The organism is Novosphingobium sp. (assembly GCF_036820275.1).
GTDB lineage: Bacteria > Pseudomonadota > Alphaproteobacteria > Sphingomonadales > Sphingomonadaceae > Novosphingobium.
Window position 1 is genome coordinate 62,980 of record NZ_DAISLT010000006.1, and the last position, 20,133, is coordinate 83,112.

Genomic DNA, 20,133 nt, shown 5'->3' on the forward strand with positions numbered 1-20,133 from the left:
TGACGTGACAATGAATGAATTTGTCGCAAGTGGCTTTCGAGGGGCTCAGTAGTCGCCCAGGAACCCGTTCCGGGCGATCCGCGCCATCACGTCCTCGCGCACGGTCGGGCTTACGAACTTGGCGATTTCGCCGCCGAACATGGCGATTTCCTTGACCAGCTTGGAGGCGATCGGCTGAAGGCTGACGTCGGCCATCAGGAACACCGTCTCGATGCTCGGGTTGAGCTGCTGGTTCATGCCGGCCATCTGGTACTCGTACTCGAAATCGGCGACGGCGCGCAGCCCCCTCACGATGACGCTGGCGCCCTGCTTCTGCGCGAACTTCATGAGCAGCGCGTTGAAACCGACGACAGTGACGTTGTCGATCCCCATGGCCGCAACCTCGCGCTCGACCATGGCCATGCGCTCGTCCGGCGTGAAGAGCGGATCCTTGGAGGGGTTCGTCGTCACCCCGATGATAAGCCGGTCGACCAGCTTGGCCCCGCGCCGGATGATATCGGCGTGACCCAGCGTAATCGGATCGAAAGTGCCGGGATAGACCCCGATGCGTTCCCCAAGACCCATCAGTGATCCCTCTCGATGATGTAACGCGCCACGGCCCGCAGCAGGTCGGCTTCCTTGCCATGCTGCGCGAGGTGGCCGATCGCCTGTTCGACCAGCATGCGCGCCTGTTCGCGGGCACGGTCGGGGCCGAGCAGCGAAACGAACGTTTCCTTGCCCGCCTCGGCATCCTTGCCCACGGCTTTTCCGGCCACCGACGCATCGCCTTCGTGATCGATGAGGTCGTCGGCGATCTGGAAGGCGAGGCCGATGTCGCGGGCATAGCCGCGCAGATGCGCGCGTCCTTCCGGCGGCAGGCGGCCGAGGATCGCGCCCATCTCCACCGCCGCCCCGAGCAACGCGCCGGTCTTGAGCTGCTGGAGACGGGTGACGGTCTGGAGATCGAACTCGCTGGTTTCAGCCACGAGGTCCATCATCTGCCCGCCCGCCATGCCCTGCGCACCGCTGGCATGGCCGAGCGCCTGCACCAGTTCGATGCGGGTGAAGGGATCTGCGCTGGTCGCCGGATCGCTGAGCACCTCGAAGGCGAAGGCATGGAGCGAATCGCCCGCCAAAACTGCAGTCGCCTCGTCGAAGGCGAGATGGACGGTGGGCTTGCCGTGACGCACCGCGTCATCGTCCATGCACGGCAGGTCGTCGTGGATCAGCGAATAGACGTGGATCGATTCGATGGCGATCGCCGCGCGGATCGCCGCCTCGCGCACGACGCCGTACATTTCCGCGACAGCCGTCAGCAGCAGCGGCCGCAGCCGCTTGCCGCCGCCGATCGACGCGTAGCGCATCGCCTCAACCAGCCGCGCCCGGGCGTCGTCGGGGACCGGCAGCAGCGCGTCGAAAGCGCCGTCGATCTCCTCGGCGATGCGCGAGAGGCCTTCGGAGAGGATCGGATCGGTCACGATGACCTCACCCACGAATCAGCGATCCGCCGCATCGAACGGCTGGGTTCCGGTCGGAACCCCGTCCGGTCCGGCGACGATGCGCTCGATCCGTGCCTGCGCGGCGTCGAGCCGCTTCTGGCAATGCTGGCGCAGCGCCTCGCCGCGTTCGTAGAGCGTGATCGAATCGTCGAGCGGCACATCGCCGCTTTCGAGACGGCGCACCACGTCTTCCAGAGCGCGCAGCGCATCCTCGAAACTCATCCCAGCGATTTCGCCGATTTCGGCACTCTTCTCAGTCATGAACCATGCAATGAAGCCCCCGCGTTCGCCGGTCAAGGCGGGATGCGGGGCGCCGCATCGAAGACCCCGGACGATCACCTCGATATCGCCTCGCTTTTCCGTCTAGCGAAGCGCCCAACTCGGCGCTAAGGCGCGTCGCATGTCCGAAATCACCCCCGATGTCGTCGAGGCCCACGGCCTCAATTCCGAGGAATACGAGCGGGTCCTGAACGCGCTCGGCCGAGAGCCCAACCTGGTTGAGCTTGGCATCTTCTCGGTCATGTGGTCCGAGCACTGCTCGTACAAGTCGAGCCGCTTCCACTTGAAGAAGCTGCCCACGAAGGCCCCCTGGGTCATCTGCGGCCCCGGCGAGAACGCCGGCGTGATCGACATCGGCGATGGACAGGCCGCCATCTTCAAGATGGAAAGCCACAACCACCCCAGCTACATCGAGCCTTTCCAGGGCGCGGCCACCGGCGTCGGCGGCATCCTGCGCGACGTCTTCACCATGGGCGCCCGCCCGGTCGCAAACATGAATGCGCTGCGCTTCGGCCGTCCCGACCATCCGAAGATGAAGCACCTCGTCCAGGGCGTGGTCGAGGGCATCGGCTCCTACGGCAACTGCGTGGGCGTGCCCACCGTCGGCGGCGAGACGAACTTCCACAAGGCCTACGACGGCAACATCCTCGTCAACGCCATGACCGTGGGCGTCGCCGAGACGGACAAGATCTTCTACTCGGCCGCCACCGGCCTGGGTAACCCGATCGTCTACGTCGGCTCCAAGACCGGCCGCGACGGCATCCACGGCGCCACCATGGCTTCGGCCGATTTCGACGAGCATTCGGACGAAAAGCGCCCGACCGTGCAGGTGGGCGACCCCTTCACCGAAAAGCTGCTGATCGAGGCCTGCCTCGAACTCATGGCCACCGACGCGATCGTCGCGATCCAGGACATGGGCGCAGCGGGCCTCACCTCCTCGTCGGTCGAAATGGCCAGCAAGGGCGGCGCCGGCATTCGCCTGAACATGAACAAGGTGCCTTGCCGCGAAGAGGCGATGACGCCTTACGAAATGATGCTCTCGGAAAGCCAGGAGCGCATGCTCATGGTGCTCCAGCCCGGCAAGGAGCCGATGGCCGAGGCGATCTTCAAGAAGTGGGAACTCGATTTCGCCGTGATCGGCGAAGTGACCGATACCGGCCACATGGTTCTCGAATTCGACGGCGAAGTGGTCTGCGACATTCCGCTCGGCCCGCTGGCCGACGACGCGCCGGAATACGAGCGCCCCTACGTTTCGCCTGAGGAATACAAGGCCTGGGCCAAGGTTCCGGCCATGGGCGACGTGGCGGAAAGCGCCGACATCGGCGCCGACCTGCTCAAGCTGATGGGCACGGTCGACCTCGCCTCGCGCAAGTGGATCTGGGAGCAGTACGACAGCCAGGTCGGCGGCGACACGATGCAGAAGTCCGGCGGCGACGCCGCCGTGGTGCGCATCCACAACACGCCCAAGGCCCTGGCGATCAGCACCGACTGCTCGCCGCGCTATTGCTACGCCGATCCCTACGAGGGCGGCAAGCAGGCCGTGGCCGAGACCTATCGCAACATCAGCGCGGTCGGCGGCCTGCCGCTCGCCATCACCAACTGCCTGAACTTCGCGAACCCGCAGCGCCCCGAGATCATGGCGCAGATCGTTGGATGCCTGAACGGCATGGGCGATGCCTGCCGCGCGCTCGACTATCCGATCGTCTCGGGCAACGTCTCGCTCTACAACGAATCGAAGGCCACCGGCGGCGGCTCGGCGATCCTGCCGACCCCGGCGATCGGCGGCGTCGGCCTGCTGGCCGACCACGAGAAGATGGCGACCGTCGCCTTCAAGAACGCCGGTGACGAAATCTTCGTGCTCGGCGGAGTCGAAGGCAAGCTGGGCACGCACCTCGGCCAGTCGCTCTGGCTGCGCGAGATTGCCGGTCAGGAAGCCGGTGAGGCCCCCAAGGTCGATCTCAAGGCCGAGGGCGAGAACGGCGCCTCGATCCGCGACTGGATCGCCGCCGGCAAGGTTACCGCGGTTCATGACGTCAGCGACGGCGGCCTGGTCGTCGCGCTCGCGGAAATGGCGCTCGCCAGCGGCCTCGGCTGCAACCTCGAAGTGGAACTGACCACGGCAGAGGCCTTCGGCGAAGACCAGAGCCGCTATGTCGTCACCGCACCTGCAGGCACGGAACTTCCGGGCGCCGTCCGCATCGGCACGGTCGCGGGCACCAAGGTTCTGGGCAACGAAGTCACCGCACTTCGTGAAGCCAACGAGGCCTTCTTCAAGGACTGGATGGAAGCCTGATCCCTTCCTCCACCGGATAGGAAATCAAAAGGGCGCCTCCAGGGGCGCCCTTTTTTTGGCCATCTTCCCTCTCGTCATTATGTCGTGACGGTCATGTTCCGAGATAGGGTGCCAGCTTGACGCCCGCTCAGCCTCCACCCGTGGAAGAGGCCAGCACGTTGACCGTCAGCGCCAGAATGCCGAGATTGAAGGCGAAGGCGAACAGCCCCTGGAAGGTCGAGACCCTCCGCAGATCGGAATCGGTGATCTCGATATCCGCCGTCTGGCAGGTCATGCCGATCACGAAGGCGAAGTTCACGAAGTCCGCGAAGTCCGGCACGCAACCACCTGGAAAATCGAGACCTTGATGATCACCGCCGTCTTTCGCGGAGTAGTAAAGCCGCGCATAGTGGAAGGCATAAATGAGGTTGGCGAAGGTCCAGCAGGCCAGCAGCGTCACCACCAGCAGCGCGATCTCGCCGGGCACGAGGCTCTTGTTGTCGAGCACCAGAGTGCCGAGCGCAGCCAGGATCACCGACGAGATCACGCCCGTCAGCAGGAGCAGCAGGACCTGCCCGGCATCGTCGCGCTTCGCCTGTCGGCGCATGACCTCGGGACTGCCGTTCCGCCACAAGGGAACGCAGGACAGGACAAATGCGATGACCGCGAGATCGAAGGCGGTAACCACCGCCTCGACCCCGCCGATAACCGCGAACAGCGGCCAGACGGAGATCGCCAGGACGGCAAGGAACAGAAGATAGCGGGGGTGCGACAGCCGGTTCAGGATCGAGGTTTCCTTGTCGGCCATCGCATGTCGCTCCTTCAGCCGCGAACCCATTCCTGCTCGTCGATACCGAGCAGGCGCAGGACGCTGGTAAGGTCGCCCCGGTCGACCCAGCCGTTGGCCGCCGCGCGGGCCTTTGGCTTGGCATGATAGGCAATGCCGTAAGTCGCCGCTTCCAGCATCGGGATATCATTCGCGCCGTCGCCGGTGGCAAGGCTGGTGACATGACCGCCCAGCGCCTCGACTTCGGCCAGCAGGGTCGCCTTCTTGACCGAACTGTCGACGATCGGCCCGGCAAGGCCGCCGGTCAGCTTGCCGTCCGCGACTTCCAGCCGGTTGCCGACGACATATTCGAAGCCGAGCCGCTCTGCGACGGGGTCTGCGAAGTGGTGGAAACCACCCGTCACCAGTACCGTGCGGCAACCGAACTTCTTGAGCGTCTCCACCAGCGTGCGCGCGCCCGGCATCGGCTTGATGCGGCTGGCCAGGCATTCCTCGATGGCGTCGATCGACAGCCCCTTGAGCAGGCCGACTCGCTCGCGCAGCGCCTGCTCGAAATCGAGTTCGCCCTGCATCGCCCGCTCGGTGATCTCGGCGATGCGCTCCTTGAGACCGGCGAAATCGCCAAGCTCATCGATGCATTCCTGGCCGATCATGGTCGAATCCATGTCGGAGATGAACAGGCCGGGAATCGTCGGCTCATGATCGCAGACCAGGCCATCGGTCGGCGCGAAGTGATCGTCCAGAGCCTTGCGCAGCGCCGCCGCATCCTCGTCCGGAGAGGCGATCTGCATCGTCGTTTCGCAGAAGTCGAGCATCGCCGCAGAAGCGAGCCGCACGCCGCTTTCCTGCATTTCGGCACGGGCCGCATCGATTCTTGCCGAGAGGTGGTCCGGTTCTGCTATCAGCCGCGCAATGAGCACTGCGAATTCCCTTGAAGCTGCGTATGAAAATTCCACCGGCGGCGCGTCCGCGGGACACAAGCCACCGCTCGCGCTCATCGCAGGGCCGACCGCCAGCGGCAAGAGCGATTGTGCCGTGGCCCTCGCTCAGGAACTGGAACGGCGCGGACGCCGGGCCGTGGTCGTCAATGCCGACAGCTCGCAGGTCTATGCCGACCTGACCGTCCTCAGCGCCCGCCCCACGCCCGAGGAGATGGGCGGTATCGAGCACCGGCTGTTCGGCGCCTGGGACGGAGCCGAGACCTGTTCCGCCGCCGAATGGGCCCGCGCCGCGCGCGAGACCATCGCCGCGATCCATGCCGAACAGGCCGTGCCCGTCCTCGTCGGCGGCACCGGCCTCTATATACGCACCCTGTTGGACGGTATCGCCCCCGTCCCGCCCATCGATCCCGAGGTGCGCGAAGCCGTGCGCGCCCTGCCCGTCGCCGAAGCCTATGCCGCACTACAGGCCGAAGACCCCGAGCGCGCCGCCCGCCTTGCCCCGGCAGACACCGCGCGCATCGCCCGTGCCCTCGAAGTCGTGCGCTCGACAGGGCTTCCGATCGCCCACTGGCAGGCGCAGACCAGCGGCGGCATCGGCGACCAGATCTCGGTCCATGCCGCCATCCTGCTTCCCGAGCGACAGGCGCTCTATCGCCGCTGCGACTTGCGGTTCGCGCGCATGATCGAACGCGGCGCGCTTTCGGAAGTGGAAAGCCTGCTCGCCCGCGATCTCGATCCCGACCTTCCCGTCATGCGCGCCATCGGCGTTCCCGAGCTGGCCGAGGTGCTGCGCGGCGAAACCGATCTGGAGACCGCCATCGCACGCGGATCGCAGGCCACGCGCAACTACGCCAAGCGTCAGTTCACCTGGCTGCGCCATCAACCGCCGCAAGATTGGGCAAGGATCGAGTTCGAATATTTCGACGAAAAATCTCTCAGAGATAGATTATTTCAGGTTATGGGGTTGACGTAATATTTTCGTCCCCTTAGAGCGCCCTCACCCGCTGATGAAAGTATGCGGGTAGGAGAGGGAGGACCCGGCATGGCACCCGCTGTGCCGGGTCGGTTTTCATTATAGTTCGCCCAAAGGCGAATTGTGGTTTTTTGGTAATGCGCACTGCAAACAGTGCGCAATATTCGAAGGGCAGCCCATCCCTCGGGAAACGCCCACGAGTCGGAAAAGGAAAGTGTTGTGACTGAAGAGCGCAGCGGCGCGAACATCCTGGTCGAAAGCCTGGTCAAGCAGGGAGTCGAATTCGTATTCGGTTATCCCGGCGGTGCCGTGCTACCGATCTACGATGCTCTATTCGGCGACGAGCGACTTCGGCACATCCTGGTCCGTCACGAGGCCGGTGCGGCCCACGCCGCCGAAGGTTACGCCCGCTCGACCGGCAAGCCCGGTGTCGTTCTGGTCACCTCCGGTCCCGGTGCAACCAATGCCATCACCGGCATTGCCGACGCATTCATGGATTCTATTCCGCTGGTCATCATCACCGGCCAGGTCCCGACCGCTCTGATCGGCTCGGACGCGTTCCAGGAAGCGGACACCGTCGGCATCTCGCGCCACTGCACCAAGCATAACTACCTGGTGAAGGACCCGGCCGACCTCGCCGCAACGATCGACGAGGCGTTCCAGATCGCCACCTCGGGCCGTCCGGGACCGGTGCTGATCGACATCCCCAAGGACGTCCAGATCGCCAGCGCCGTCTGGAACGACACGCCGACGCAGCGCCGCCAGCGCTATGCCCCGCGCACCGAAGGTACGGCGGACGAGATCGCACAGGCCGTCGAACTGATCGCCAAGGCCAAGGCCCCGGTGCTCTATACCGGCGGCGGTGTCATCAACTCCGGCCCGCGTGCCACCGAGCTGCTGCGTGAACTCCAGGCCAAGACCGGCGCGCCCGTCACCTCGACGCTGATGGGCCTCGGCGCCTTCCCGGCCGACCATGCCGACTGGCTGGGCATGCTCGGCATGCACGGCACTTATGAGGCCAACCTGGCGATGAACCAGGCCGACCTGATCGTCTGCATCGGCGCCCGCTTCGACGACCGCGTGACCGGCCGCCTCGACGCTTTCGCGCCGAATTCGATCAAGATCCACATCGACATCGACCGCGCCTCGATCAACAAGACGGTCCGTGTCGACCTGCCGATCATCGGCGACTGCGCCACCGTGCTCGACCAGATCCTGACGCTCTGGGGCGACCGCAAGGGCCAGGACCTCGCGCCGTGGAAAGCGCGTGTCGAGGAATGGCGCGGCAAGAACAGCCTCTACTTCCCGCTCTCGAACAAGGCGATCATGCCGCAGCTTGCGGTCCAGCGCCTGTTCGAGCTGACGAAGGACAAGGACCCGGTCATCTCGACCGAAGTCGGCCAGCACCAGATGTGGGCAGCGCAGTACTTCCACTTCTTCGGTCCGAACAAGTGGCTGACCTCGGGCGGCCTCGGCACGATGGGCTACGGGTTGCCCGCCGCGATCGGCGCGCAGCTCGGAAATCCGGACAGCCTGGTCATCGACATCGCGGGCGACGCCTCGATCCAGATGAACATCCAGGAACTGGGCACGGCCACGCAGTACCGCCTGCCGGTGAAGATCTTCATCCTCAACAACGAGTGGATGGGCATGGTTCGCCAGTGGCAGGAACTGACGTACGAGAGCCGCTTCTCGCAGTCCTATTCGGAAAGCTTGCCGGACTTCGTGAAGCTGGCCGAGGCCTATGGCTGGAAGGGCATCCGCATCGAGGACGAAAGCCAGCTCGACGCCGGCATCCAGGAGATGATCGACTACGACGGCCCCGTCATCGTCGATTGCCTCGTCGCCAAGGAATCGAACTGCTTCCCGATGATCCCCTCGGGTGCGGCCCATACGGACATGATCCTCTACGGCGATACCGTCGCCGGCACGATGGACGACGAAGCCAAGGCTTTGGTCTGAGAACGCGCGCGCAGGACCCGAAAGACATATCATGATGCACATCAAGCAAGAGGCCGAGGAACGCCACGTCCTCACCATCACCGTCGATAACGAGGCGGGCATTCTCGCCAAGATCGCCGGCCTGTTCACCGCACGCGGCTACAACATCGACAGCCTGACCGTGGCCGACATCACCGAGAACCATGCGGTGAGCCGGATCACCATCGTCACCCACGGTCCGCCGAGCCAGATCGACCAGATCCACGCCCAGCTCGAACGCCTGGTGCCGGTGCACAAGGTGGTCGACCTCACCGAGGTAGGCCCCCACGTCGCGCGCGAACTGGCGCTCATCAAGGTGGCGGGTCTCGGTGAAAAGCGCGTCGAGGCGCTGCGTCTGGCCGATATCTTCCGCGCCAAGGCCGTGGATACGACGACCGGGAGCTTCATCTTCGAACTCACCGGCGCGCCGGACAAGATCGATACTTTCGTACAGCTGATGCGCGACCTCGGCCTTGTCGAAGTCGGCCGCACCGGCATCGTCGCGATGATCCGCGGGCCGCACGAAGCTTAATTCTCCGGCCAGAAACCGGAACCAACCGACCACGCGCCGAACGGCGCATATCAATCAGGCCCCGCCTCACGGGAACGGGCCGTCGAAAGGGTACTACAATGAAGGTCTATTACGACGCCGATTGCGACATCAACCTGATCGCCGACAAGAAGGTCGCGATCCTGGGTTACGGCAGCCAGGGCCACGCCCACGCACAGAACCTGCGCGATTCGGGCGTCAAGAACGTCGCCATCGCGCTTCGCGAAGGCTCGGCTTCGGCCAAGAAGGCGGAAAGCGCCGGTTTCAAGGTGATGCCGAACGCCGAAGCCGCCGCCTGGGCCGACGTTCTCATGATCCTCGCACCCGACGAGCATCAGGCCGCGATCTACGCCGCCGACATCCACGAGAACCTGAAGCCCGGCGCGGCGCTGGCCTTCGCCCACGGCCTCAACGTTCACTTCGGCCTGATCGAGCCCCGCGCCGACATCGACGTGTTCCTGATCGCGCCGAAGGGCCCGGGCCACACCGTCCGCGGCGAATACGTGAAGGGCGGCGGCGTGCCCTGCCTGATCGCGATCCACCAGGACGTGACCGGTAACGCGCAGGACGTGGCTCTGGCCTACGCTTCGGGCGTTGGCGGCGGCCGTTCGGGCATCATCGAAACCAACTTCCGCGAGGAATGCGAAACCGACCTGTTCGGCGAGCAGGCCGTGCTCTGCGGCGGCACCACCGCGCTGGTCCAGGCCGGTTTCGAAACGCTGGTGGAAGCCGGCTACGCGCCGGAAATGGCCTACTTCGAATGCCTTCACGAGCTGAAGCTGATCGTCGACCTGATGTATGAAGGCGGCATCGCCAACATGCGCTACTCGATCTCGAACACCGCCGAATACGGCGACATCAAGACCGGTCCGCGCATCATCACCGAAGAGACCAAGAAGGAAATGAAGCGCGTTCTGGAAGACATCCAGTCGGGCCGTTTCGTGAAGGACTTCGTGCTCGACAACCGCGCCGGCCAGCCGGAACTGAAGGCTTCGCGCATCGCCGCCAAGCGTCACCCGATCGAGGAAACCGGCGCCAAGCTGCGCGCCATGATGCCCTGGATCGGCGCCAACGCGCTGGTGGACAAGGCGAAGAACTAAGTTCGTCGCGGATCGAATTTTAATCCGATCCTCCAAATACCCGTTTGACGGGAAATCGAAGGCGGCGCAGAAATGCGCCGCCTTTTCCTTTGTGCCGTCAGGAGTAGATCATGCGCCCTTCCTGCATTTCTCTTGCCCTTGCAGCCGCAGCCGCACTCGCCGCTCCCGTCATCGCCCAGCCGGGCGCGGGCGGCCCCGGAGGGCGCATGGAAATGCTCCACGGGTCGGGCACCCCCGCCGACGTCAAGGCCGGGACTTACGCCGTCGAGCCTGCCCATACGCAAGTCACCTTCAGCGTCTCCCACATGGGCATCTCGCCTTTCGCCGGGACTTTCTCGGGCGCCAGCGGCTCGATGACCCTCGATCCGAACAAGCTTTCGGCGACCAAGCTCAGCGTCACCATCCCGGTCACGTCGATCCAGACCACCAGCGACAAGCTGACCGAGGAACTGCGCAGCGCCGACTGGCTCGACGCCGCCAAGTTCCCCACCGCCACCTTCGTCGCCACCTCGGTCACGCCGCGCGGACCGGACGCCGCCGCGATCGACGGCACGCTCACGCTCCACGGCGTCAGCAAGCCGATCACGATCATGGCCCGCTTCTTCGGCGCCGCGCAGAACCCGATGAGCAAGAAGGACTCGATCGGCTTCCTCGGCCGCGCGCTGATCAAGCGTTCGGATTTCGGTGTCTCGAAGTATGTGCCCGTCGTCTCCGACGAGACCGTGCTCGTCATCAACGCCGCCTTCGAGAAGCAGTAAATATCTGCGCAATCTACCATTCACGGCACCTGCGCGATAAGCGCGGACCAAAGACGCCCGAAAGGAGATCGCCATGAAGACCAGAATCACTGCGACTGTCACCCTGGCCACGGCCCTCTTCGCCCTTTCGGCCTGCGCCAGCACCGGGAATGACAAAGTGGCCGATGCAACCCCGCCCCCATCCATGGAGCCGAGCTGCGGCGCCGAACAGTTCGCGTCCTATATCGGCCAGACCGCCAGCGACGACGTCATCGCCGCCATCACCGCCGCGCGCGGCGACAAGCCGATGCGGGTCATCAAGCCGGGCATGGCCGTGACCATGGACTACCGACCGGATCGTCTGAACGTCCAGGTCGGCGAAGACGGCAAGATCAGCAAGTTCACCTGCACCTGATCCCTGCCGCCTAACATCTTGATCCGGGCGCTCCGCTCCGCCAAGCGCCATTGCTGGAATGTAACGGAGCCCCGGATGAACCAAGCAGACGATATCACACGCGAGGACAGCCTTACCCGCGTGGAGGCGTTCTCGGACGGCGTCCTCGCCATCATCATCACCATCATGGTGCTGGAACTGAAGACCCCGGTCACCGAGGGGCTGAGCGCGCTCTGGACGCTCTGGCCGATCTTCATCGCCTATGTGTTGAGCTATGCCTACGTCGCGATCTACTGGGTCAACCACCATCGCCTGCTCGGCCATGCGCGGGTGGTGACGAGCGGGCTGCTGTGGTCGAACATGCTGCTGCTCTTCACGCTCTCGCTGATCCCGTTCTCGACCGCCTATCTCGGCGAGCACCATTTCAGCCGCGAGGCGACTCTGCTCTATCTGGTCACGATGCTGACTCCCGCCCTCGCCTATGTCCTGCTGCAGGCACGGGTCGCGGCGACCGGGGCGCAGACCGTCGCCACCCGGCGCTATCACAAGGCTTCGCACCGCAAGGGCCTGGCGGCTGCCGCCGTCTATGCCCTCGGCATTCCGCTGACGTACCTGTCGCCCTGGCTGGGCGTGGCCTGCGCCGCCGTGGTCGCGATGTTCTGGATGCTGCCCTGGAGCGTCCTCGACCGCCTGTTCCTCGACCGCGTACCGCCCGCCGATAGCTGATTGAATTAGGCAAGTTTGTTGCGCACGCGCCCACGCGTAGCGCAAGAAGCCGCGCCTTTTCGCTTTACATCGGCGCTCCGAATGCCCATAGGCACGGCAATGAACCTTCTTCTAGGCCTTACCCTGCGACTTACCCGCCCTTGGGCGTGAGGTGACGCGTCGGTCCTACGGCGCGCTCGGCGCTCAAGGGGACCCGGAAAAGACCGGCCGAACGGACCGGCAAGCCATGAACTGAAGAAGTTTTTCCGAGCGAGAATACCCATGACCATGCTGCAAGACCCCTCGGTCAAGTACCGCCCCTTCCCGCAGATCGACCTGCCGAACCGCCAGTGGCCCTCGCAGGTCATCACCAAGGCGCCGCGCTGGCTCTCCACCGACCTGCGCGACGGCAACCAGGCGCTGATCGACCCGATGGGCGCGGAAAAGAAGAACCGCTTCTTCGACCTGCTGGTCAAGGTCGGGCTCAAGGAAATCGAAGTCGGCTTCCCCAGCGCGGGCGCGACCGAGTTCGATTTCATCAACGGCCTGGTCAAGAACGACCGCATTCCCGAAGACGTGCTGGTCCAGGTGCTGACCCAGTCGCGCGAAGACCTGATCACCCGTTCGTTCGAGAGCCTGGAAGGCGTTCACGGCGCGATCGTCCACCTCTACAACGCGGTCTCGCCGCTGTGGCGCAATGTCGTGTTCGGCATGGAAAAGCACGAGATCAAGGCCATCGCGACGAGCGGCGTCAAGATCCTGCGCGACCAGGCGGCGAAGTATCCCGGCACCAAGTGGCAGTTCGAATATTCGCCCGAGACCTTCTCGACCGCCGAACTCGATTTCTCGATCGAGGTCTGCGAGGCGGTGATGGAAATTCTCCAGCCGACCCCGGAAAATCCGATCATCCTGAACCTGCCCGCGACGGTCGAGGCGGCGACGCCCAACATCTATGCCGACCAGATCGAGTATTTCTGCCGCAACCTGCCGAACCGCGAATCGGCGGTGATCTCGCTGCACACCCATAACGACCGCGGCACCGGCGTCGCCGCCGCCGAGCTGGGCCTGATGGCCGGCGCCGACCGCGTCGAGGGCTGCCTGTTCGGCAACGGCGAGCGCACCGGCAACTGCTGCCTCGTCACCGTGGCGATGAACATGTACACGCAGGGCGTGAACCCGGAACTGGACTTCTCGGACATCGACGATGTGATCCAGACGGTGGAATACTGCAACCAGCTCAAGGTCGCGGAACGCCATCCCTACGGCGGCGAGCTGGTCTTCACCGCCTTCTCGGGCAGCCACCAGGATGCCATCAAGAAGGGCTTCGCCGCGCAGGAAAAGCGCAACGACCAGATCTGGGCCGTGCCCTATCTGCCGATCGACCCCGCCGATCTCGGCCGCGACTACGAGGCGGTGATCCGCGTCAACTCGCAGTCGGGCAAGGGCGGCTTCGCCTGGGTGATCGAGCAGGACCAGGGCCTGAAGCTGCCCAAGCGCATGCAGGCCAACTTCTCCAAGCACGTCCAGGAACTGGCCGACGAACTGGGCCGCGAGCTCCAGGCCGCCGACATCTGGGACGTGTTCCGCACGACCTACCGCATCGACGACCCGCAGCACTTCCAGCTGATCGACTGGGAAGAAGCCAAGGCCGCCGACGGCACCCGCGTCTTCGCCGGGAAGATCGGCGTGGACGGCAAGGAACAGTCGGTATCGGGACGCGGTAACGGCCTGATTTCCTCGGTTGCCGCGACGCTGGCGGAGAGCTTCGGCGTTTCGCTCGACGTGCGCGACTATGCCGAGCACTCGATGGGCCAGCATACCGATGCCCGCGCCGCCGCCTATGTCGAATGCGTGACGCCGGACGGCCGCGTGGTCTGGGGCGTCGGCATCGACGAGGACGTGGCCACGGCCAGTGTCCGCGCCGTGCTCAGCGCCGCCAACACGGTGCGCGCCGGCTAACATCGGAAGCAAATTTAAATCGATTGAGGCGGGGGTTTCCGGACCCTCGCCTTTTTCGTTATGTTCACTGCGCACACAGTGACACGGCCGAGCATGACCGGCGCACGGCTCATCTTGCGTACGCAAATTAACGAGGTTTCTTTAGGAACCGTTTACGGACACGACCAATTTTTCCCGGCAAATCCAATAGGAACCGGGATGCCTATGCAGTTCTATCTTGCGACGTCCTTCATCTTTCCGCGTTCGCTGCGACTGAGGTTGTTCGCCCTCTGCTTTGTCGCCACGCACCTTCCCTTGCTCGGCTACTGCGCCTGGGGGCTGTCCACGGGACGAATAGCCCTTTTCGAATTCGTCCTGCTGACTTTGGCGACGGTGATCGGCACCGCGCTGGCCCTGTTCGGGATAGGTGCCCTCCTGGACCCGATCCACGCCCTGGCCGATGCGCTCAACCGCAGCGAGGAAGACGGCACCGCGCTTCCCGAGGTGGGCGACGTCATCCAGACGCTCTATGCCGGTGTCCACCGCGCCGCCACGGCTACCCGTGCGCAGATGGAGGACCTCACCATCGCCGCACTGGAAGATCCCCTCACCGGGGTCGCCAACCGCCGCGGCTTCCTGGAGAAGCTGGACGCCCTGCCCGCCGAGCAGCGCCGCGGCTGCGTCGCCATCGTCGACATCGACTTCTTCAAGCAGGTCAACGACAAACTGGGCCACGACGAAGGCGACCGGGTGCTCTGCGCCTTCGCCGACCGCCTCTCCTCGCAGATCCGCCGCGCCGACATGGTGGCGCGCTGGGGCGGCGAGGAATTCGCGATCCTGTTCCATGAATGCATCGAGGACGAGGCCGACTGGACCCTCTCCCGCATCGCCGCCCGCATGCGCGAGGAGCCGATCGGCACGGTGGACGGGCGCCCGATCACCTTCTCCGCCGGGCTTTGCTGCTGGAGCGGCGAGGATATCGAGGCGGCCCTGCACCTCGCGGACGAAGCGCTCTACGAAGCCAAGCGATCCGGGCGCGACCGCATCTGCCGCGCGCTTCCCGCCAGCGATCCGCAGGCGGCAGGATAGGCTTTCCTCCTCCGGGAACGAAAAAGGGCGGCCCGAAGGCCGCCCTTTCCTGTGTCTGCAAGACCGAAGCGATCAGTCGCCGGTCAGGATGCGATCGACCAGTTCCTTCACCGTCGGGGTGAAGCCGTTCGAGTAGAACGGGTCCTGCTTGAACTTGTAGGCGGCATGGCCCGCGAACATCAGGTTCTCGTCGATCGGACCGCCATGGGCGATATCCTGGAGCGTCTTCTGGATGCAGAAGCTGCGCGGATCGGCGAGACGGCCGGTGGTGTAGTCGTCGTGGTCCTTCCACGAGGAGAAGCCGCAGTGCGACAGGCAGCCCATGCAGTCGGCCTGGTCCTTGCGGATCTCGTCGCGCTCGGCCGGGTTCACGAAGATGATCGTGTCGTCGGGCGTGCGCAGGCCGTCGGTGAAGCCCTGCGCCGACCATGCACGCGCACGGTCGAGGTCCTTGGGCGCCACCCAGAAGTTCTTGCCCTTTACGCCGACGTCGAGGCGCACGGTATGCTCGCCTGCTTCAACCTTGGAGTAGGGAATCTGGCGCTCCGAACGCGCTTCGAGGTTGCGCAGGAACGGGTTGCGCACGGCCGAGGAGTAGAAGCCCGTCGGCGAGAAGCGGTGCAGCAGCACGTCGCCCGGTTCGAGCGTGCGGAGGTGGTCCTTCCACGCCTGCGGGATCGGGCTTTCGTGCGTCAGCAGCGGGCGGGTGCCGTACTGGAATGCGATCGAACCCAGTTCCGGGTTGTCGATCCAGTTTTCCCAGTCGCGCAGGAACCACACGCCGCCGGCCATGACGATCGGCACGGTGTCGGCAATGCCTTCTGCGCGCATGGTATCGCGCAGCGCCTTGACGCGGGGATAGGGATCTTCCGGCTTGAGCGGATCTTCGGCGTTCGAGAGGCCGTTATGACCGCCCGCCAGCCACGGATCCTCATAGACCACCGCGCCCAACAGATCGGGCACCTTGTGATAGGCACGCTTCCACAGCGCGCGGAAAGCGCGGCCCGAGCTGACGATCGGCAGGTAGTTCACATTGAAGCGCGCCGCGATCTCGGACAGCTTGTAGGGCATGCCCGCGCCGCAGGTAACGCCCGTGACCATGCCGCGGGTCTGCTCCAGAACGCCTTCGAGAATGGTCTGGGCGCCGCCCATTTCCCACAGGACGTTGATGTTGATCGCGCCGTTGCCGTTCGAAATCTCGTAGGCACGGCGGACCTGTTCGACCGCGCCGTCGATGGCGTAGTCGATCAGTTCCTGATGACGCTCCTTGCGCGTCAGGGCATTGTAGACCTGCGGGACGATCTTGCCTTCGGCGTCATAGCTGTCGGCATTGACGGCGCTGACCGTACCGATGCCGCCCGCCGCCGCCCAGGCGCCCGAACTCATGTGGTTGGTCGCGGCAACGCCCTTGCCGCCCTCGACGAGCGGCCAGACTTCGCGTCCACCATAGACAATCGGCTTGAGACCCTTGAAACCCATCTTCTCTTTCGTCTTTCCCCCGGCGCGTGGCACGCCGGTTCAGCGGCCCTGTATACGCCCTGTGCTACTGACGCACTACTTTTGCGTCATGGTGTTGCCGGATATCCGGCAAGGTACGATGTTTTCCGGTTCCGGCCTTGGACCGGCAACCTCGAACTGTGCGTAGTAGCCCTGGAGCTCCGGCTTACGGACAAATTCCGTCAGACGGAACCCCATGGACGCAAATTCGCAGAAAAGCAGTTGCGGCGGAATGCCGTGGCTGTCGCTGGCCCGATCGACGTCGACCACGACGACACGGCCGCCCTCGCGCAGCGACGGGCGCAAGTGCCACAGGAAGGCATAAGGCTCGGTCACTTCATGGTACATGTGGACCAGGAACACCCGGTCGAAGCTGCCTTCCGGCAGCTTGGGATCGTCCGGCGTGCCGAGCTTGATGGAGACGTTCTCCAGCTCCTCACGCATGACGCGGTTGCCCAGTCGCTCGTTCGCCTCGCGGTCGATATCCTCGGCCAGCACGCGGCCCTTGGCGCCGACGCGCTGGGCCAGGCGCACCGTGTAGTAGCCCTCGCCCGCGCCGAGATCGGCCACGCTCATGCCCGGCTCGATCTTCGCGAGATCCATGACCACTTGCGCTTCGTTCAGGCTGTCGCGCTGGACTTCGGTGCCGACGGCGCCGTCCGGCGTCTTGGAGACTGGACGGTCCGCCACCGGGAAGGCCCGCACGCTTTCAGGGCGCGATTCGTCCACCCGCTCGCGGTGGCAGGCCCCAAGGGTCAGCCCGAAAGCGAGCGTCGAAGCCATTACGGCAGCTCGACAGGAAAGGCGGAAGGACAAGCGCATGCGGCCCTTTAGCGGTTCGGCCCGCACTTGGCAAAGTCATGCCGGTGCGGGCCGTTCACGGGTTCAGTCGACGTCTTCCACTTCGACCTTCTCGCCCGTCACGCGCTGCGAGAGCGCGGCGGCCATGAAGGGATCGAGGGCGCCGTCGAGCACGTCGCCCGGCGCGGTGGAGACCACGCCGGTGCGCAGGTCCTTCACCTGCTGATAGGGCTGAAGGACGTAGGAACGGATCTGGTGGCCCCAGCCGATGTCGCTCTTGCTGGCGTGTTCGGCGCTGGCGGCTTCCTCACGCTTGCGCATCTCTTCCTCGAACAGGCGCGCCTTCAGCATGCCCATCGCGATTTCACGGTTCTTGTGCTGCGAACGGTCGATCTGGCTGGCCACGACGATGCCCGAAGGCGCGTGGGTGATACGCACCGCCGAGTCCGTGGTGTTGACGTGCTGGCCGCCCGCACCCGAAGCGCGATAGGTATCGATCTTCAGGTCCGAGGGGTTGATGTCGATCTCGAAGCTGTCGTCGATCACCGGGTAGACCCAGACCGACGAGAAGCTGGTGTGGCGGCGCGCCGAGCTGTCATAAGGACTGATGCGGACCAGGCGGTGGACGCCACTCTCGGTCTTGGCATAGCCGTAGGCGTTCTCGCCCTTGATCAGCAGGGTGCAGCTCTTGATGCCCGCGGCTTCACCGGCGTGGTAGTCGACCAGCTCGACCTTGTAGCCGTGACGCTCGGCCCAGCGCGTGTACATGCGCTGGAGCATCTCGGCCCAGTCCTGGCTCTCCGTACCGCCGGCACCGGCGTGGACTTCGAGGTAGGTATCGTTGGAATCGGCCTCGCCCGAAAGGAGCGCGGTCACCTTGTCGTGGTCGGCACGCTCGGCCAGCGCGGCAAGCGCGGCGATACCTTCGTTGATGGTATCCTCGTCGCCTTCCATCTCGCCCAGTTCGACGAACTCGACGGCGTCCTGCATCTCGCGGCTGATCTCGTTCACGGCGCCGATGGACGCTTCCAAACGGCGACGTTCCTTCATCACCGCTTCGGCTTCCTTGGGCTTGTCCCAAAGCGTGGGATCTTCGACGCGCGCGTTCAGCTCGTCGAACCGGCGCAGGGCGCGGTCCCAGTCGAGGAACTTGCGGACCAGCGCGAGGGCCTTCTCGATACGCGCAATGTGGGCCTGCCCTTCGGCACGCATGACTTGAAACTCCCAAGAAGCGACAGCGCGCGCATAGCGCAGCGACGGCATATGTAAAGCACGCGCGGAGCACCGCGCGGGGAAAGGGCGCTCTTACGCGCCAATGGGGGGCTTGTTCAAGGCAGGAAGTGAACGTGCCCGCTCCGCCCTGCCGCCAGCCTCAATGCTTGAGCTTCTTCACCGCTTCCAGCGTCAGCTTGACATGATCGCGGTAATCGAGATCGGAATGGACCATTGTGATCCGCCCGTCCTGCGCGATCACATAGCTGGTGCGATCGGTCATGCCCGCCGGAGCGCCTTCGCGCTTCAGGGCGACATCGTAGGCCTTGATCACCGCCGGCGTGGCGACGGCAACGGCGAACTTGTCGCGGCAGGCTTCGGTCGAGAACTTCTGGAGCGTCGGCAGGTCGTCGTTCGACATGCCCACGACCGTCGCCCCGAACTTGCCGAAATCATCGGTCGCATCGGCAAAGGCGTGGGCTTCCAGCGTGCACCCCTGCGTAAAGGCCTTGGGGTAGAAATAGAGCACCACCGGCCCCTTCTTCAAGGCCGACTTGAGATCGAAGGACATCACCTTGCCGCCCTTGGCACCCTGCGTCGAGAAGGCCGGAGCCTTGGCGCCCACCGGCAAGGCCGCCTGAGCGGCACCGGCGGAAAGAGCGAGGGCGAGTGCCGCTACGGCGGCAGGCAGGATCTTGCGCATGCCGGTAATCTGGACCTGGGAAAAGGGACTGTCCAGCCCCTTCCCGCCCCGATTTCCCGACCTTGCTCTACCGCCTAGTCGATATAACCGAGCACCGTGCCCACTTCGTAAGTCTCGCCAACGGAAGCGACGATCCGCAGGGTTCCGGAAGCAGGCGCCTCGACTTCGTTGGTGGACTTGTCGGCTTCGAGCGAGAACAGCGGCTCGCCTTCAGTGACGGTCCCACCATCCGACACCAGCCATTCGGCCACCTGGCCCTCTTGCATCGAGAAGCCGATCTTGGGGAGCAGAACTTCAACTGTCATGGTGCTTTCAGTCCTCCGGAATATCGGCTTGGCGAGTTCTTCCTCGCTGCCGTGATCGCCATTCTGACTACCGAAAGGCGCAGGACAGGCAAGCAGCACGCCCCGCTATCCGCGCAGGCGATATGACAGGCTTCGTCGAGACCATCCCCGCGCACGACATTGGCCGCCTTGTCGATCGAATTCCGGAAAAAATCCTCGAACCCGCTGCCTGACGGGAAAACCGTCCCGCGCCGCTTCTATTCGTGAAGCGGTCGCGGGACGGCATGCGACCCGTAAGGGCTGTCGCAGCGTGGGCCGTGAAAACGGCCCGCACGATCGATCGTGGAGGAGGTACGATCGATAACGACAGCGCGCTGCTACAAGATTTCTCAAACGTTTGCACTACCCAACAG

Annotated in this window: 20 protein-coding genes; 10 read left to right on the forward strand and 10 right to left on the reverse strand. The window is 64.6% G+C overall.

Annotation, left to right across the window (positions count from 1 at the left end):
• Window positions 1–45: 45 nt before the first annotated feature.
• Genes coaD through V7066_RS06800 form a run of 3 tightly spaced genes read right to left on the reverse strand, consistent with a single transcriptional unit; the run spans window position 46 to window position 1,739 of the window.
• Window positions 46–564 (reverse strand): pantetheine-phosphate adenylyltransferase, encoded by a 519-nt coding sequence (gene coaD, locus V7066_RS06790; RefSeq protein ID WP_334182312.1) that lies wholly within the window; start codon window positions 562–564, stop codon window positions 46–48.
• On the reverse strand, window positions 564–1,472 hold the full coding sequence (locus tag V7066_RS06795; protein ID WP_334182313.1) for a polyprenyl synthetase family protein: 909 nt from the start codon (window positions 1,470–1,472) through the stop codon (window positions 564–566). The genes coaD and V7066_RS06795 overlap by 1 nt, the downstream gene beginning before the upstream one ends.
• Before the next feature lie 3 nt (window positions 1,473–1,475).
• Window positions 1,476–1,739, reverse strand: coding sequence for an exodeoxyribonuclease VII small subunit (locus V7066_RS06800; protein ID WP_147220516.1), 264 nt, complete (start codon window positions 1,737–1,739; stop codon window positions 1,476–1,478).
• Between the two features lie 139 nt (window positions 1,740–1,878).
• On the opposite strand from V7066_RS06800, the gene purL reads away from it, so the two are divergent.
• A complete protein-coding gene (purL, locus tag V7066_RS06805; protein ID WP_334182314.1) occupies window positions 1,879–4,050 on the forward strand; it encodes a phosphoribosylformylglycinamidine synthase subunit PurL in 2,172 nt (723 codons plus the stop codon).
• A 127-nt stretch (window positions 4,051–4,177) separates the two neighbouring features.
• Here the strand turns inward: purL and V7066_RS06810 are convergent, their stop codons facing one another.
• Together V7066_RS06810 and serB are read right to left on the reverse strand one after the other, a co-directional pair.
• Window positions 4,178–4,837, reverse strand: coding sequence for a DUF1345 domain-containing protein (locus V7066_RS06810; protein WP_334182315.1), 660 nt, complete (start codon window positions 4,835–4,837; stop codon window positions 4,178–4,180).
• Window positions 4,838–4,851: 14 nt separating this feature from the next.
• Window positions 4,852–5,736, reverse strand: coding sequence for a phosphoserine phosphatase SerB (serB, locus tag V7066_RS06815; protein WP_334182316.1), 885 nt, complete (start codon window positions 5,734–5,736; stop codon window positions 4,852–4,854).
• Between serB and miaA the strand changes: the two genes are divergently transcribed.
• The 9 genes from miaA to V7066_RS06860 all read left to right on the forward strand — a co-directional run bounded on the left by miaA (window position 5,729) and on the right by V7066_RS06860 (window position 15,223).
• On the forward strand, window positions 5,729–6,730 hold the full coding sequence (gene miaA / locus V7066_RS06820) for a tRNA (adenosine(37)-N6)-dimethylallyltransferase MiaA (protein ID WP_334182317.1): 1,002 nt from the start codon (window positions 5,729–5,731) through the stop codon (window positions 6,728–6,730). The two genes, serB and miaA, sit on opposite strands and share 8 nt — an antisense overlap.
• 219 nt (window positions 6,731–6,949) lie before the next feature.
• On the forward strand, window positions 6,950–8,692 hold the full coding sequence (gene ilvB / locus V7066_RS06825) for a biosynthetic-type acetolactate synthase large subunit (protein WP_334182318.1): 1,743 nt from the start codon (window positions 6,950–6,952) through the stop codon (window positions 8,690–8,692).
• A gap of 31 nt (window positions 8,693–8,723) precedes the next feature.
• Window positions 8,724–9,242: an acetolactate synthase small subunit gene (gene ilvN / locus V7066_RS06830; RefSeq protein WP_054441698.1), complete on the forward strand. Its 519-nt coding sequence runs from the start codon at window positions 8,724–8,726 to the stop codon at window positions 9,240–9,242.
• 98 nt (window positions 9,243–9,340) lie between these two features.
• Window positions 9,341–10,360 carry a ketol-acid reductoisomerase gene (gene ilvC / locus V7066_RS06835; RefSeq protein ID WP_334182319.1) on the forward strand — a complete coding sequence of 340 codons (1,020 nt, stop codon included), beginning with the start codon at window positions 9,341–9,343 and terminating at the stop codon, window positions 10,358–10,360.
• A 110-nt stretch (window positions 10,361–10,470) separates the two neighbouring features.
• A complete protein-coding gene (locus V7066_RS06840) occupies window positions 10,471–11,118 on the forward strand; it encodes a YceI family protein (protein ID WP_334182320.1) in 648 nt (215 codons plus the stop codon).
• A gap of 73 nt (window positions 11,119–11,191) precedes the next feature.
• Window positions 11,192–11,512, forward strand: a complete 321-nt coding sequence (locus V7066_RS06845) for an I78 family peptidase inhibitor (RefSeq protein WP_334182321.1) — start codon at window positions 11,192–11,194, stop codon at window positions 11,510–11,512.
• Between the two features lie 75 nt (window positions 11,513–11,587).
• Complete coding sequence (locus V7066_RS06850; RefSeq protein ID WP_334182322.1) at window positions 11,588–12,217, forward strand: TMEM175 family protein; 630 nt, start codon at window positions 11,588–11,590, stop codon at window positions 12,215–12,217.
• Between the two features lie 261 nt (window positions 12,218–12,478).
• On the forward strand, window positions 12,479–14,155 hold the full coding sequence (gene leuA / locus V7066_RS06855) for a 2-isopropylmalate synthase (protein ID WP_334182323.1): 1,677 nt from the start codon (window positions 12,479–12,481) through the stop codon (window positions 14,153–14,155).
• Window positions 14,156–14,359: 204 nt separating this feature from the next.
• Window positions 14,360–15,223, forward strand: coding sequence for a GGDEF domain-containing protein (locus V7066_RS06860; protein WP_334182324.1), 864 nt, complete (start codon window positions 14,360–14,362; stop codon window positions 15,221–15,223).
• Between the two features lie 72 nt (window positions 15,224–15,295).
• Here the strand turns inward: V7066_RS06860 and V7066_RS06865 are convergent, their stop codons facing one another.
• The 5 genes from V7066_RS06865 to V7066_RS06885 all read right to left on the reverse strand — a co-directional run bounded on the left by V7066_RS06865 (window position 15,296) and on the right by V7066_RS06885 (window position 19,741).
• Window positions 15,296–16,702, reverse strand: a complete 1,407-nt coding sequence (locus V7066_RS06865; RefSeq protein ID WP_334182325.1) for an NAD(P)H-dependent flavin oxidoreductase — start codon at window positions 16,700–16,702, stop codon at window positions 15,296–15,298.
• Window positions 16,703–16,777: 75 nt separating this feature from the next.
• Complete coding sequence (locus tag V7066_RS06870) at window positions 16,778–17,503, reverse strand: class I SAM-dependent methyltransferase (protein ID WP_334182326.1); 726 nt, start codon at window positions 17,501–17,503, stop codon at window positions 16,778–16,780.
• 102 nt (window positions 17,504–17,605) lie between these two features.
• Complete coding sequence (prfB, locus tag V7066_RS06875; protein WP_334182327.1) at window positions 17,606–18,733, reverse strand: peptide chain release factor 2; 1,128 nt, start codon at window positions 18,731–18,733, stop codon at window positions 17,606–17,608.
• A gap of 160 nt (window positions 18,734–18,893) precedes the next feature.
• Window positions 18,894–19,436 carry a peroxiredoxin gene (locus V7066_RS06880; RefSeq protein ID WP_334182328.1) on the reverse strand — a complete coding sequence of 181 codons (543 nt, stop codon included), beginning with the start codon at window positions 19,434–19,436 and terminating at the stop codon, window positions 18,894–18,896.
• Window positions 19,437–19,510: 74 nt separating this feature from the next.
• Window positions 19,511–19,741, reverse strand: a complete 231-nt coding sequence (locus V7066_RS06885) for a biotin/lipoyl-containing protein (protein ID WP_334182329.1) — start codon at window positions 19,739–19,741, stop codon at window positions 19,511–19,513.
• Between the last annotated feature and the right edge of the window lie 392 nt (window positions 19,742–20,133).

Excerpts from the sequence above, each read along its gene's own strand:
- V7066_RS06800 (WP_147220516.1), bottom strand. The coding sequence starts at position 1,739 with ATGACTGAGAAGAGTGCCGAAATCGGCGAAATCGCTGGGATGAGTTTC.
- V7066_RS06850 (WP_334182322.1), top strand. The coding sequence starts at position 11,588 with ATGAACCAAGCAGACGATATCACACGCGAGGACAGCCTTACCCGCGTG.
- V7066_RS06885 (WP_334182329.1), bottom strand. The coding sequence starts at position 19,741 with ATGACAGTTGAAGTTCTGCTCCCCAAGATCGGCTTCTCGATGCAAGAG.
- coaD (WP_334182312.1), bottom strand. The coding sequence starts at position 564 with ATGGGTCTTGGGGAACGCATCGGGGTCTATCCCGGCACTTTCGATCCG.
- V7066_RS06840 (WP_334182320.1), top strand. The coding sequence starts at position 10,471 with ATGCGCCCTTCCTGCATTTCTCTTGCCCTTGCAGCCGCAGCCGCACTC.
- leuA (WP_334182323.1), top strand. The coding sequence starts at position 12,479 with ATGACCATGCTGCAAGACCCCTCGGTCAAGTACCGCCCCTTCCCGCAG.
- prfB (WP_334182327.1), bottom strand. The coding sequence starts at position 18,733 with ATGCGTGCCGAAGGGCAGGCCCACATTGCGCGTATCGAGAAGGCCCTC.
- ilvN (WP_054441698.1), top strand. The coding sequence starts at position 8,724 with ATGATGCACATCAAGCAAGAGGCCGAGGAACGCCACGTCCTCACCATC.
- miaA (WP_334182317.1), top strand. The coding sequence starts at position 5,729 with ATGAGCACTGCGAATTCCCTTGAAGCTGCGTATGAAAATTCCACCGGC.
- V7066_RS06860 (WP_334182324.1), top strand. The coding sequence starts at position 14,360 with ATGCAGTTCTATCTTGCGACGTCCTTCATCTTTCCGCGTTCGCTGCGA.
- V7066_RS06865 (WP_334182325.1), bottom strand. The coding sequence starts at position 16,702 with ATGGGTTTCAAGGGTCTCAAGCCGATTGTCTATGGTGGACGCGAAGTC.
- V7066_RS06810 (WP_334182315.1), bottom strand. The coding sequence starts at position 4,837 with ATGGCCGACAAGGAAACCTCGATCCTGAACCGGCTGTCGCACCCCCGC.
- V7066_RS06845 (WP_334182321.1), top strand. The coding sequence starts at position 11,192 with ATGAAGACCAGAATCACTGCGACTGTCACCCTGGCCACGGCCCTCTTC.
- ilvC (WP_334182319.1), top strand. The coding sequence starts at position 9,341 with ATGAAGGTCTATTACGACGCCGATTGCGACATCAACCTGATCGCCGAC.
- V7066_RS06880 (WP_334182328.1), bottom strand. The coding sequence starts at position 19,436 with ATGCGCAAGATCCTGCCTGCCGCCGTAGCGGCACTCGCCCTCGCTCTT.
- purL (WP_334182314.1), top strand. The coding sequence starts at position 1,879 with ATGTCCGAAATCACCCCCGATGTCGTCGAGGCCCACGGCCTCAATTCC.
- V7066_RS06870 (WP_334182326.1), bottom strand. The coding sequence starts at position 17,503 with ATGGCTTCGACGCTCGCTTTCGGGCTGACCCTTGGGGCCTGCCACCGC.